Raw genomic sequence first — 12,843 nt, 5'->3', positions numbered from 1 at the left:
GCCTAGAGCGAAAGGGCCAACTGCGCGCCCGCTTCTTCGGGCGCGTCCTCGCTCTCCAGATTGTGAACGCCGAGGCCCAGCAGCCGCGCACCCATGCGCAGCGGCAGTTGCGCCAGCAGAAGGTCCTGCCCCGTCTGCGCCAGCAGGTCCGGCGACCGCACCGGTGCTGGAAAGCTGCGCGACCGGGTGATGATGCGGAAATCGGCGAACTTGATCTTGAGCACCACGGTGCGGCCCCATGCCTCCGCTTTCTCGATCCGGCCCCACAGATTGACGGCGATCCGGTCCAGTTCGGCCGCCAGAGCGGCCCCGTCGGTCAGGTCGTCGAAGAAAGTATCCTCCACGCTCACCGACTTGCGCCCCTCGCGCTCGCGCACCGGGCGGTCGTCCTCACCCCGTGAGGCACGATAATAATAGCCTGCCGCGCTACCGAAATGCGCCTGGAGAAACGCCATGTCGCGCGCTCGCAAGTCCGCGCCCGTCTCTATACCCAGCGCCTGCATCCGCTGCGCCGTCACCGGCCCGACGCCATGGATGCGCCGCACCGGCATCGCAGCGATGAACGCCGCGCCTTCATGCGGACGCACCACGCAGATGCCGTCCGGCTTGTTCTGGTCCGATGCGAGCTTGGCGATCAGCTTGTTGTAGGAAACGCCCGCCGAAGCGGTGAGGCCGGTTTCCTCGCGGATCATCCGCCTGATCTCCTGCGCGACCTGCGTCGCCGATGCGATGCCCGGTTTGTTGACCGTCACGTCGAGATAGGCTTCGTCGAGCGAAAGCGGCTGGACGATGTCGGTGAACCGGCTGAAAATCTCCCGCACCTGATGCGACACCGCGCGATACACGTCGAAGCGCGGCTTCACGAACAGAAGCTGCGGGCACAACCGCCGCGCACGTCCGCCGGGCATGGCGGACCGCACGCCATATTTGCGCGCTTCGTAGGAACAGGTCGCCACCACCCCGCGCGGCCCGCCGCCGCCCACCGCGATGGGCAGCCCGCGCAGCGCCGGGTCGTCGCGCTGCTCGACCGACGCGTAGAATGCGTCCATGTCGATATGGATGATCTTGCGCGGGGCCGACTCCATGGCGCTTCTTCATGCCACAGCCGGGAACGAAAGGGAAACGTCGGTCAGCGCAGCAGCCGCAGATTGTCGAGCAGCGATTCCAGATGCGCCCGGCTGACCCGGCTCCACACATTATAGGTGCAGGTCTGCCCGCCAACCCGCAGATAGGCGACCGACTGCTGGCCGTAGCCCTCGGGATTGTCGGGCGGATAAGGCTCCGCGCCAGACAGGCCGTATCCGGCGAAGCTGGGCGGGGGCAGAGCCGGGACGTCCTTCATAAGCGGCCATTGCCGGGTCAGCCGCGCGCGCTGGATCTCCGCCGATGCTGCGTCGCCAGGCAGGATGCCCGGTCCTGCAAAGCCATAGGCGCTGCGCAGCCCCGGCCGGTCGAACGCCACGCCCCACCCGCCGCTGAAATCCGCCCGCCGCGCGGCGCCCCCGCCGCCCGCATCGCTGACGAGGGCCAGCGGCGCGCATCCGGCCCCGTCCGTCGCCTTCGCCCATTCGGCGCGCGCAATCCGTTCGCCGATCAGCGGTGCGGGTGCATCCGGGCGCGGGAGGGCCGGGGCCACGACGGAATTTTCAGCCGCCGGGGCCGGATTGCCGCCCGGTTCGTCACGCGCCGGGGGCGCCGCCCGATCGCAGGCCGCCAGCGCCATTATCATCGTCATCGCCCGCCACGTCATCCCCAAAGGACGCAGCGCGCGGCGTCGGGTTCCGTCAGCCCTTGTCCTTCAGCGCCAGCAGCGCGGCGAACGGACTCGCCTGCTCCTCGCTCAGCACGCCAGCGTCTTTCAGATAGGAGTCGGCGTCCGGGGCGCGGGGAAAGGGCGTCATCGCCAGCGCCATCGTCTCGGCGATGGCCTCGCCCATGTCGATGGCCTGACCGTCATAGCCGATCGTGTCGACATCCTGCGCGTCGAGTTCCAGTTCCTCGCCCTCGGGCAGGTCGTCACCCGTCTCCACGACGAAGCGCAGCGCGAAATCGGTGTAGATGGTTTCGGGCACCGGCTCTCCCGTCGCCACGCAGGGCTGGGCGAGGACGGCCCGCATACGCCCGCGCGCCAGTATCGCGTCCGTCTCCTCGGTCAGGCCATAGTCCGCTTCCAGACGGTCGAGCGAAGACAGGCCGAAACGCCGGGCCAGCGCTTCCCGCTCCGCCGCGTCGGCCGCGATATGCGTCTCGACGCTCATCCGCCGGACCTGATCCACCTTCACGATGCGGGAAAATTCGGGCGCGCCCGTCATCCTATGTCTCCCGCCAGCATCGCGTCGCGCGTCAGGCAGCCGAGCCGTGTCCAGCGGCTACGCAGCGCGCCTTCGACATGGTCGAGCGCATCCTGCGCCACCGGCGCGCCGCGGTAGAGGTTGCGGCGCAACGCGTCGGGCAAATCCCCGCCGCCCTCCAGCGCGGAACGATAGGCGCTGATGCGTCCGCCCAGCGCGCTCATCATCCGCCCGATATGCTTGCCCACGACCACGTCGCCAATTCCTTCCTGCCGCAACTGGCCGTCCATGTCGTCGACGAACAGTTCGGTCAGCCACACCGATTCCTGCGCCGCGCCCTGCTGTTCCAGCCGCATGAGCGCGAGCGACAGGACTGCGACGATCATGTCGAACCGCCCGTCCATCGTGTCGGGAACCGCGCCTTCGACATACCAGTGGGGCTGCCGTCCCTCGCGCACGACGGCCTCATAAAGCGGACGCAGCCCGCCGCGCGGATCGGCGCGACCTATCAGGCGCTGGAGGAAAGAAGGGGCGGACGGCATGGCGGACAACTTTTCGTCAGGGTTCATACAGGTGGCGCGGCGCATGGGACGGCCTGCCGCCCCTTGTGGGCAGCCGCGCAATTCCATATTGATCGCTGCGTCGCCCGATGCAATGGCGACATCGCAAGTTTCGCAAAGGACAGGCGGGCGCGCCCGCAGGAGACATTCATGCCGCAGTTCAGCCGCCATAGCCGCCACGGGCGTCTCTTGATCGCCGTCGGCCTCAGCGCGATGCTGCTCGGCACATCCGCCTGCACCCGCATCCGCACGCACCAGGGTTATCAGGTCGACAAGCTGCTGGTCGATTCGGTGCAGCCGGGCATCGACAACCGCGCGTCGGTCGAAGGAACGCTGGGCCGTCCCAGCTTCGTGTCGCAGTTCGGCGAGCAGGACTGGTATTATGTCTCGCGCACGATGCGCTCGCTCGCTTTCTCCAATCCCAAGCCGGTGGAACAGACCGTGCTGCGCGTCCGCTTCGATCCGGCGGGCAATGTCGCGGCGGTGGACCGGATGGGGCTGGAGCAGGTCGCGCGCATCTCGCCGTCGGGCGACAAGACGCCGACGCTGGGCCGCCATCGCAGCCTGTTCGACGAAATCTTCGGCAATATCGGTGCGGTCGGCGCGGGCGGCATGGGCGGCGCGGGCGGCGGCAGCAACACCGGCGGCGGTCCGAACGGCAGCTAGAGCATTTTCGAAGCGGACGGACTCGTCCGCTGGCTCGGAAAATGCGGCAAACAGGAACCCCGAGCGCGTTTCGCAGGAGGTTCAGGGCCGACCCTTGCGTTCGCGTTCCATCATGCGCGCGCCGATCAGGTCGAGCATGCCCGCGGTCAGCTCGACCGCCTCGTCGGGAACATCGCTCAGGATCGCCTCGCGCAACGCTTCCAGCTTTTCCTCGATACGCCCGACCAGCGCCTCACCCGCGTCGGTCAGGCCGATCAGGTTGGACCTTTTGTCCTCCGGATGCTGAACCCGGTGGATCAGCCCTGCGCCCTGCAACCGGTCGAGCGTGCGGACGAGCGAAGGCTGCGCCACGCCCAGCGCTTCGGCCAGCTTCGCCTGCCGCGCAGGACCGTCGTCCCGGATATGGACAAGGCACCATCCCGCGCTGTTGGACATGCCCAGTTCGCTGAGTGTCTCGTCTGCCAAGCGTCGCCATTGGCGCGCCACGGCGGTGATTTTGTGGCCGAGCAGGCGGCGGTGATCGTCGATAGCCATAATCATTAGGTAGCTAGCTAACGATTATCGTTCAATATGCGTTTGGCTGTCTACTTCGCTGTCTCAAAAAAAGCGCCCCGGCCTTTCGAACCGGAGCGCCTTGAACGCCGCAAGGGTAGGGTCAGGCCCGCCGGGTGCCGTTGAACGCCGACGCACCGAACGCGCCAAGCTGCATCGTGCCGCTGATCTGGTCCCCCGACACTTCCGCCTCGCATTCCAGCGTCATCGGCATCGGCATGGTCATTTCCATCTTCCAGGTCAGTCTGTTGCCCGTGACCTGACCATCGGTCACGTCGAGCGATCCCATCATGCCTGCAAAGGTGCCGTTGAAGCGATCCCCGCTGCTGATGACCGTGAACACGCCCTTCTGGTCGCCCATCGGAGTCTTCGCGACGCAATCATAGGCGCCATCGACTTCAGCCATGTCTCATTCTCCTTTACGTGGGCGTCAATCCGCCAATGTGCCCGTTTCCACCGGCAGGCCCACCGCGTCAAGCTGCGGCCGCACCAGCTTGGCGTCGCCCACCACGACCCAGATCAGCCGGTCGGGGTTGATCGCCTCGCGCGCCGCCCTGTCGAGGTCGGCGGCGGTCATCGCGCGATAGGTTTTGGGCAGCGTCTCGTAATAATCGTCGGGCCGCCCGATCAGGTCGTTGCGCATCATCGCCGACAGCAGCTCCGATGACGTCTCGAAACTGCCGGGCAGGGAAAGGATCTGGCTGTTGATCGTCTGGTTGCGCTCGGCCTCGGTCGTGCCCTTCGCGGTCAGAAACTCGCTGATGTCGTTGCGCGCGGCAACGATGGACTCGCCTGTCTTGTCGGTCTGCACCGGGGCGTAGACCAGCAGCGGGATCGTGTCCCTGACGCCCGGCAGCGCGGTTCCGGCATAATAGGCCCAGCCCTTCGTCTCGCGCAGGTCCATGATGAGCCGCGACGATGTCGAGCCGCCCAGCACCTCGTTCGCTGTCTGGAGCGTCACCGGATTGTCGGTGCCCTTCCTGTCGGTCAGGAGACCCGCGAGGATCATCGACTGCGGGCTTTGCGGCTTGTCGATAAGGACGATCCGCGCCGGGCGCATCATCCGGTCCATGCGGAACGTCTTGACGCCCTTCGCCTTCGCCGGCGCTTTCCAGTCGCCGAAACGCTTTTCGAGCAGCGGCATCAGTTCGCCGAGCGTCGTATCGCCCGCTGCGAAGATCGTCGCATTGTCGGGCCGCAGCCATGTATCGTGGAACGCGGTCAGGTCCGCCCGCGTCACCGCCTTCACCCCGGTTTCGGTGCCGGAGCCGGTGAAGGGGATGCCATAGGGGTGCGCCTGCCCATAGAGGAGCGGGGGCAGCATCCGCTGCGCGATCGCCATCGGCTCGGTCTTTTCCGCCGCGATCCGGGTCAGCACCTGCCCGCGCAGCCGTTCGACCTCCTCGGGCTTGAACGCCGGGTTGCGGATCACGTCCGCCAGCAGGCCCAGCGACGCGTCGAGATTGGGCTTGAGCGCGAACAGGCCGACCGTGGTGCGATCCATGCCATTCGCCGCGCTGATCGTCGCGCCCAGCCGTTCCTGCTCCTCGGCGATCTGCTTGCCGGTGCGGGTCGTCGTGCCCTCATCGAGCAGCGCGGTGGTGAGGCCCGCCGTGCCCAGCTTCGCCTTGTCGTCCGCCGCATTGCCTGCGTCGAACGCCACGGAAACGCGCACCGTCGGCACCGCAGTCCGCCGCGCGAACACGACCTTGATCCCGTTTTTGAGGGCAGCGCGCTCGACATCGGGGAAGTCCAGATCCTTGACCGGTTCGATCGCCGGTTCGGCGATCTTGGTCGGTGCGGGGGGTGTCGCTGCCGCCGGAGCTGGGCTGCCGGGCTGCTGGAAATAGGCGGGATGGTGCGTCGCATTTCCCGCCAGCGCATTGTCCGCAGCGCTTCTTTCCCCCGGAGCGACGGTCAGGCGCAGCACCGGGCGGCCCAGCCATTTGCGCGCCGCCGCGCTGACGCTTTCGGGCGTCGCGGCGGCGTAGATGGCGAGATCCTTCTTATATTTCGCCGGATCGTCGGAATAGACCGCCCCTTCGGCCAGCGTCACCGCCTTGCCGGAGAAGCCGCCGACCTTCTCCAGCCCTGAAATCGTCCCCGAAGCCTGACTTGTCGCCGCCCGCAGCACTTCGTCCGCGCCCGGCCCCTTCGCCAGATAATCGGCAAGCAACTGGTCCAGCCGCCTGCCGACCGCCACCGGGTCCGTCCCCGGCTTCACGTCCACCGTGATTTCGGCGATGGAGAGCTTCTCGAACGGCTGGATGCTGGCCTTCACGCCGACGGCGACCTTCTCGTCGCGCACCAGCACATTGTCGAGCCGCGAGGAGCCGAGACCGCCGAACACCGCCATCGCGATGTCGAGCTGCGGCAGGTCGGCCGAATTGACGCCCGGCACGATCCAGTTGCGATAAAGCCGCGTCGCCGCGACATTGTCGTGCATCGTGACTTCGGCATCCCTGGGCAGTGTCGGCACGGCGGCATCGACATCCCTGGGCGCGGGACCGGCGGGGATGTTGCCGAACCATTTGCCGACCTTCGCCTTAGCGGTCGCGACGTCGATATCGCCCGCCAGCACCAACACCGCGTTGTTGGGGCCGTAATGCGTCTTGAACCAGCTCTGCACATCGGCAAGGCTGGCGGCGTTGAGATCCGCCATCGACCCGATGGTCGAGTGGCGATAGGGGTGCCCCTCGGGCAGCAACGCGGCAAGCTGCGCATATTCGACGAGGCCGTAAGGCTCATTCTCGCCCATGCGCTTTTCATTCTGCACCACGCCGCGCTGGGTATCGAGCTTCACCTGCGTCACTGCGCCCAGCAGATGCCCCATACGGTCGGATTCGAGGAACAGCGCCCGGTCGAGTGCTCCGGTCGGCACGGTCTCGAAATAATTGGTGCGGTCGAACCAGGTCGTCCCGTTCCAGTCGGTCGCGCCAATGTCCTCCAGCCGCCCGAAAAAGGGACCGTCCGCATTTTCCGAGCCATAGAACATCAGATGTTCGAACAGATGCGCAAAGCCGGTCTTGCCCGCCGGTTCGAAGCGGGAGCCGACATGATACCAGACGGACACGGCGACGATCGGCGCCTTGCGGTCGGTATGGACGATGACGCGCAGCCCGTTGGACAGGTGAAATTCCTCATAGGGAATATCGACCTTCGACACGAGGCTGGAGAGCGGAGCGGGCGCGGCCGACGCTGTGGCGCTTTGTGCAAGCGCCTGCGTCACCGGTGTCAGGGCCAGCGCGGACAGGCCGACCGTCAGGGTGAGGCGGCGGGACAGGGGGGACAGGATCATGAAGGCCTCTTGCATCAGCGTGGGGACCGGCACGGCGACGGACGCGCCGTGAATGGCCGCAGCATAGCGGGGCCAGACGTCTGCGCAACAAGGATAAGTTTCCTCCGCCTTGCGGATCGCCGCCCCTGCGATCATTATCTTGCCCGGACCCTTGTGTTGTTTTTTGGCAACACTACATCCACGGCATTCCAAATCTGATTGGGACTGCGATGAACCTCGAAAAATTCACCGACCGCGCCAAGGGCTTCCTCCAGTCGGCGCAGACCGTGGCTATCCGGATGAGCCACCAGCGGATCAGCCCGGAACATCTGCTGAAAGCATTGCTGGAAGACGAACAGGGTATGGCGTCGGGCCTCATCAGCGCGGCGGGCGGATCGCCGCAGGTCGCGTTGCGCGATACCGATGCCGCGCTGGCGAAAGTCCCGTCCGTTTCCGGCAGCGGCGCGCAGCAGACCCCCGGCCTCGACAATGATGCGGTGCGCGTCCTCGATACCGCCGAACAGGTGGCGCAGAAGGCGGGCGACAGCTTCGTCACCGTCGAGCGGCTGCTGCTGGCGCTCACCCTCGCGACCACGACCGCCGCTGGCAAGGCGCTCGCCGCCGCCGGGGTGAAGGCCGACGCTCTCAACGCCGCGATCAACCAGTTGCGCGGTGGCCGCACCGCCGACACGGCGGGCGCGGAGGACCGCTACGATGCGCTCAGGAAATTCGCCCGCGACCTGACTCAGGCGGCGAAGGATGGCAAGCTCGACCCGGTCATCGGCCGTGACGAGGAAATCCGCCGCACCATCCAGATCCTCGCCCGCCGCACCAAGAATAATCCCGTCCTGATCGGCGATCCCGGCGTCGGCAAGACCGCCATCGCCGAAGGGCTGGCGCTGCGCATCGCCAATGGCGACGTGCCCGACACGCTCAAGGACCGCACCCTGATGGCGCTCGACATGGGGTCGCTTATCGCGGGCGCCAAATATCGCGGCGAATTCGAGGAGCGGCTGAAAGGCGTGCTCGATGAGGTAAAGGGCGCGGAAGGGCAGATCGTCCTGTTCATCGACGAGATGCACACGCTGATCGGCGCGGGTAAATCCGAAGGCGCGATGGACGCGGGCAATCTGCTGAAACCCGCCCTCGCGCGTGGCGAGCTGCACTGCATCGGCGCGACCACGCTCGACGAATATCGCAAATATGTCGAAAAGGACCCCGCGCTCCAGCGCCGGTTCCAGCCCGTGTTCGTCGGCGAACCCACGGTGGAGGACACCATCTCCATCCTGCGCGGCATCAAGGACAAATATGAGACGCACCACGGCGTCCGCATCGCCGACAGCGCGATCGTCAGCGCCGCGACCCTCTCCAACCGCTACATCACCGACCGATTTCTGCCCGACAAGGCCATCGACCTGATGGACGAAGCGGCAAGCCGCATCCGCATGGAGGTGGAGAGCAAGCCCGAAGAGATCGAAAATCTCGACCGCCGCATCATGCAGCTCCAGATCGAGCGCGAGGCGCTGCGCAAGGAAAGCGATCAGGCGTCAAAGGACCGGCTGGCCGCGCTGGAGGGCGATCTCGCCAATCTGGAACAGCAGTCAGCCGAACTGACGGCGCGCTGGCAGGCGGAAAAGGACAAGATCGCAGGCGAAGCGAAGCTCAAGGAGCAGCTCGACGCTGCGCGCATCCAGTTGGAGCAGGCGCAGCGATCGGGCGAATATGCCAGGGCGGGCGAGCTGCAATATGGCACGATCCCGACGCTCGAAAAGCAGTTGGAAGAAGCGCAGTCCGCATCCAAGGGCGCGATGCTGCGCGAGGAAGTCACGAGCGAGGACATCGCCGCCGTCGTCTCCCGCTGGACCGGCATTCCGGTCGACCGGATGCTGGAGGGCGAGCGCGAGAAGCTGCTCGCGATGGAGGCGGAACTGGGCAAGCGCGTCATAGGGCAAGCCGATGCGGTGAAGGCCGTGTCGACCGCCGTTCGCCGCAGCCGCGCTGGCCTGCAGGACCCCAACCGCCCGCTCGGTTCCTTCCTCTTCCTCGGCCCCACGGGCGTCGGCAAGACCGAGCTGACCAAGGCGCTCGCCGGTTTCCTGTTCGACGACGACAGCGCGATGGTGCGCATCGACATGAGCGAATTCATGGAGAAGCACAGCGTCGCCCGCCTGATCGGCGCGCCTCCCGGCTATGTCGGCTATGAGGAAGGCGGCGTCCTGACCGAAGCCGTCCGCCGCCGCCCCTATCAGGTCGTCCTCTTCGATGAAGTGGAAAAGGCGCATGGCGACGTGTTCAACGTGCTGCTTCAGGTGTTGGACGACGGCCGCCTGACCGATGGGCAGGGCCGGACGGTGGATTTCACCAACACGATCATCGTGCTGACCTCCAACCTCGGCAGCCAGTATATCGCGGCGCTGGGCGATGACGATCCGGTGGAGAAGGTCGAGGATCAGGTGATGGACGTGGTGCGCGCCCATTTCCGGCCCGAATTCCTCAACCGGCTGGACGAGATCATCCTCTTCCATCGGCTGGGCGCGAGCCATATGGCGCCGATCGTCGACATTCAGGTCGACCGCATCGGCAAGCTGCTGAAGGACCGCAAGATCAGCCTCGATCTGACGGAAGGCGCGCGCGCCTGGCTGGGGCGGGTCGGTTACGATCCGGTCTACGGCGCCAGACCCCTGAAGCGCGCGGTCCAGCGCTACCTGCAGGACCCGCTCGCCGACCTCATCCTGCGCGGCGAAGTGCCGGACGGATCAACGGTCAGGGTCGAGGATGGCGATGGGGCGTTAAGGCTGGAAGTGGTATAAAAAAAGGGCGGCTCCGGATGGAGCGTATCCGTCATCCCAGACCCACGTGGCGTAGATGGCCATGAGCTTTGAGTGTCCCGCGTGCATATCGCGTAATTTGATTCGGCGGGGTGACTGTGGAGCAAGAGATCGACGGCAGTGGCGGCGTGGAGAACGGGCGCCGACGGCGCTGGACGCTGGAAGAGAAGCGCGCGGTGGTGGAGCTGTCGCTCGATCCGGCGTGCAGCATGGCGGAGGTGGCCGCGTGTTTCGATGTCCTTCCGGCCCAGATATATGCCTGGCGCCGCGAGTTGCGCGAGATGGCGGAGGACGCGGCGCGCGAGGACAGGGCGATGTTCCTGCCGGCGGTCATCGAGCCGACATCGGTGCCGGCGGTGCTGCTCGAACCGGAGGCCGCGAACGCGCGGCTGCTGCCGGACGCGGTGGTGCAGGTCGCAATGGAAGTGCGCGGCGTGCCAGTGATGGTCGCCCACGGCGCAAGTTCGACGCTGGTCGCCTCGGTAATCGCAGCGCTGCTGAGGGCGCGATGATCGGGCCGGGCAGCGACGCCAAGGTGCTGATCTACACCAAGCCGATCGATTTCCGCTGCGGCATCGACACGCTGGTGGCCAAGGTCCAGCACGAGTTGAGCCAGGATCCGTGGCGCGGAGTCGCCTATATTTTTCGTTCCAAGAGGAAGGACAGGCTGAAGATTCTGTGGTTCGACGGCACCGGCATCTGGCTGATGACCAAGCGCGCCGAGGCCGCCGAAGGATTCGCCTGGCCGCCGGCGGTCGATGGCAGTTTTTCGATCACGGCGGCGCAGATGGCAGCACTCACCTCGGGCATGGACTGGCGTCGGCACCGCGCGCCAAGGCGCGTAAATCCGCCTAAAATCGAGGGTTTCGCTGATGCGTGAGATAGTCGCGACAGGCCGAGTCAACTGCGCTGGACGCGTCGTTACGCATGTGATTCGATGCCTGCCATGGACCCGCTGACGGCCTCCTGCAAAGACCCAGTTGCGCTGCTCGCGACCATCGCGAAGCTGACCGCCGAGGCGGCCGAACGCGACCAGCAGATCGTTCGCATCAACGCCGAGAACGAGGCGCTCGCCCGCGCTGCGGCCCAAGCTGAGGCGCGCGAGATCATCGCGCTCGCCACCGCGAAAGCGGCCGAACACGCCGCCGTCATCGCCGAGGCGAAGGCCGCCGAGATGGAGGACGCGCTCGCGGCCGCCCGCGATGAGGTCAAGCGCCTCAACGACATTCTCGACCAGTTCAAGCGCCACCGTTTCGGCCAGAGCGCCGAGCGGCTCGATCCCGACCAGTACCAGCTCGTGCTCGAAGAGCTCGAAGCTGCCTTGTCGCGCGCCGAGGCCGGGCTCGAAGCGCTGATCGACCAGGCTGACGCGACCGGCGAGACAAAGCGCCGCCGCCGCAACAACCGTGGAGCGCTGCCCGCCCATCTCGAGCGTATCGAGCAGGTCGTCGACATCGAAGACAAGCAGTGTGCCTGCTGCGGCAACGATCTTCATGTCATCGGCGAGGACGTCACCGAGCGCCTCGACGTCGTGCCCACCATCTTCCGCGTGCTGGTCACCCGCCGTCCGCGCTATGGCTGCCGCGGCTGCGACGAGGGCGGCGTCACCCAGGCGCCGGCGCCAAGCTTCATCGTCGATCAGGGCCTGCCCACCGACGCGCTCGTCGCCCAGGTCATCGTCGCGCGCTACGCCGATCACCTTCCGCTTTACCGGCAAGCCCAGATCTACGCCCGCCAGGGGATCGATCTCGACCGGGCAACGCTCGCCGACTGGGTCGGGCGCGTCGGATGGTGGCTGACTCCGCTCAGGCAGCATCTGCTCGCCGAGCTGCGAAGTTCGGTGAAGCTGTTCGCCGACGAGACGCGCATGCCCGTGCTGGCGCCCGGGACCGGCAAGACCAAGAGCGGCCAGCTGTGGGCCTATGCCCGCGACGATCGGCCATGGGGCGGACTCGCGCCGCCCGCCGTCGTCTACATGTACGCCGCCGGCCGCGGCGGCATGCATCCGATCGACCATCTCGGCGACTTCGCCGGGGTGCTCCAGGTGGACGGCTATGCCGGCTACAATGAGATCAAGCGCCGCAATGGCGTCACCCTCGCATTCTGCCTGCTTCACGCGCGGCGCAAGTTCTACGATTTCCGCGAAAAGGAGCCCGTTGCCGACGAGGTGCTCCGTCGCTTCTCGGCGATCTACAAGATCGAGGCGACGCTCAGGGACACCTCGCCCGAGGCGCGGTTCGAAGGGCGGCAGCTGATACTGAAGCCGCTGTTCGATAACCTGCGCGACTATCTCTCGAAGAACCTCGGCCGGTTCAGCGCCAAGGGCAAGATGGCCGAAGCGATCAACTATATGCTCAACCACTGGCAGCAGCTCACCTATTGCCTGCTCGACGGCCGCGTCGAGCTCGATACCAACACGGTCGAAAGAAGCATCCGCCCGATTGCCCTGTCGCGCCGCAACTCGTTGTTCGCCGGCAGCGATGCCGGGGCAGACAATTGGGCGGTGCTCGCCAGCCTTCTCGAAACGTGCAAACTCTCGGACGTCGATCCGCTCGCCTGGCTCACCGCCACCCTCACCAAGCTTGCCAACGGTCATAGCAACAAGGACCTCGATTCCCTCATGCCCTGGCACTTCCCCAAGATCGCCGGGCGCAACGCCCCCTCTTAAG

12 protein-coding genes are annotated in these 12,843 nt (G+C 66.3%); 5 read left to right on the top strand and 7 right to left on the bottom strand.

Annotation, left to right across the window (positions count from 1 at the left end; genetic code table 11):
* Positions 1–2 precede the first annotated feature (2 nt).
* Genes dinB through SAMIE_RS16070 form a run of 4 tightly spaced genes read right to left on the bottom strand, consistent with a single transcriptional unit; the run spans position 3 to position 2,878 of the window.
* Positions 3–1,085: a DNA polymerase IV gene (dinB, locus tag SAMIE_RS16085; protein WP_066700784.1), complete on the bottom strand. Its 1,083-nt coding sequence runs from the start codon at positions 1,083–1,085 to the stop codon at positions 3–5.
* Between the two features lie 44 nt (positions 1,086–1,129).
* The gene (locus SAMIE_RS16080; protein WP_126516875.1) at positions 1,130–1,735 is read right to left on the bottom strand and encodes a hypothetical protein; all 606 of its coding nucleotides are present in this window, start codon (positions 1,733–1,735) and stop codon (positions 1,130–1,132) included.
* Positions 1,736–1,784: 49 nt separating this feature from the next.
* A complete protein-coding gene (locus SAMIE_RS16075; RefSeq protein WP_066700786.1) occupies positions 1,785–2,312 on the bottom strand; it encodes a DUF177 domain-containing protein in 528 nt (175 codons plus the stop codon).
* The gene (locus tag SAMIE_RS16070; protein ID WP_232037283.1) at positions 2,309–2,878 is read right to left on the bottom strand and encodes a ubiquinol-cytochrome C chaperone family protein; all 570 of its coding nucleotides are present in this window, start codon (positions 2,876–2,878) and stop codon (positions 2,309–2,311) included. The genes SAMIE_RS16075 and SAMIE_RS16070 overlap by 4 nt, the downstream gene beginning before the upstream one ends.
* Before the next feature lie 123 nt (positions 2,879–3,001).
* On the opposite strand from SAMIE_RS16070, the gene SAMIE_RS16065 reads away from it, so the two are divergent.
* Complete coding sequence (locus SAMIE_RS16065; RefSeq protein WP_066700787.1) at positions 3,002–3,517, top strand: outer membrane protein assembly factor BamE; 516 nt, start codon at positions 3,002–3,004, stop codon at positions 3,515–3,517.
* A gap of 81 nt (positions 3,518–3,598) precedes the next feature.
* On the opposite strand, the gene SAMIE_RS16060 is transcribed toward SAMIE_RS16065, so the two are convergent.
* From SAMIE_RS16060 to SAMIE_RS16050, 3 genes are all read right to left on the bottom strand, one after another.
* Positions 3,599–4,051 (bottom strand): MarR family winged helix-turn-helix transcriptional regulator, encoded by a 453-nt coding sequence (locus tag SAMIE_RS16060; protein ID WP_066700788.1) that lies wholly within the window; start codon positions 4,049–4,051, stop codon positions 3,599–3,601.
* Between the two features lie 121 nt (positions 4,052–4,172).
* Positions 4,173–4,475, bottom strand: a complete 303-nt coding sequence (locus tag SAMIE_RS16055) for a hypothetical protein (RefSeq protein WP_066700789.1) — start codon at positions 4,473–4,475, stop codon at positions 4,173–4,175.
* 24 nt (positions 4,476–4,499) lie between these two features.
* Positions 4,500–7,367 (bottom strand): M16 family metallopeptidase, encoded by a 2,868-nt coding sequence (locus SAMIE_RS16050; protein ID WP_066700803.1) that lies wholly within the window; start codon positions 7,365–7,367, stop codon positions 4,500–4,502.
* Between the two features lie 209 nt (positions 7,368–7,576).
* On the opposite strand from SAMIE_RS16050, the gene clpB reads away from it, so the two are divergent.
* The 4 genes from clpB to tnpC all read left to right on the top strand — a co-directional run bounded on the left by clpB (position 7,577) and on the right by tnpC (position 12,842).
* Entirely contained in the window at positions 7,577–10,156 is a 2,580-nt protein-coding gene (clpB, locus tag SAMIE_RS16045; RefSeq protein ID WP_066700790.1) for an ATP-dependent chaperone ClpB, read from the top strand.
* Positions 10,157–10,272: 116 nt separating this feature from the next.
* Positions 10,273–10,686 (top strand): transposase, encoded by a 414-nt coding sequence (locus SAMIE_RS16040; RefSeq protein ID WP_062346444.1) that lies wholly within the window; start codon positions 10,273–10,275, stop codon positions 10,684–10,686.
* The gene (gene tnpB, locus SAMIE_RS16035; RefSeq protein WP_062346440.1) at positions 10,683–11,054 is read left to right on the top strand and encodes an IS66 family insertion sequence element accessory protein TnpB; all 372 of its coding nucleotides are present in this window, start codon (positions 10,683–10,685) and stop codon (positions 11,052–11,054) included. Before SAMIE_RS16040 ends, tnpB begins: the two co-directional genes overlap by 4 nt.
* Before the next feature lie 294 nt (positions 11,055–11,348).
* Positions 11,349–12,842, top strand: coding sequence for an IS66 family transposase (tnpC, locus tag SAMIE_RS16030; RefSeq protein WP_066522435.1), 1,494 nt, complete (start codon positions 11,349–11,351; stop codon positions 12,840–12,842).
* The last annotated feature ends 1 nt before the right edge of the window (position 12,843 follow it).

The organism is Sphingobium amiense, assembly GCF_003967075.1.
GTDB lineage: Bacteria > Pseudomonadota > Alphaproteobacteria > Sphingomonadales > Sphingomonadaceae > Sphingobium > Sphingobium amiense.
Note: the sequence above shows the minus strand (reverse complement) of the source record. Positions and strands in the feature narration are given on the sequence as shown.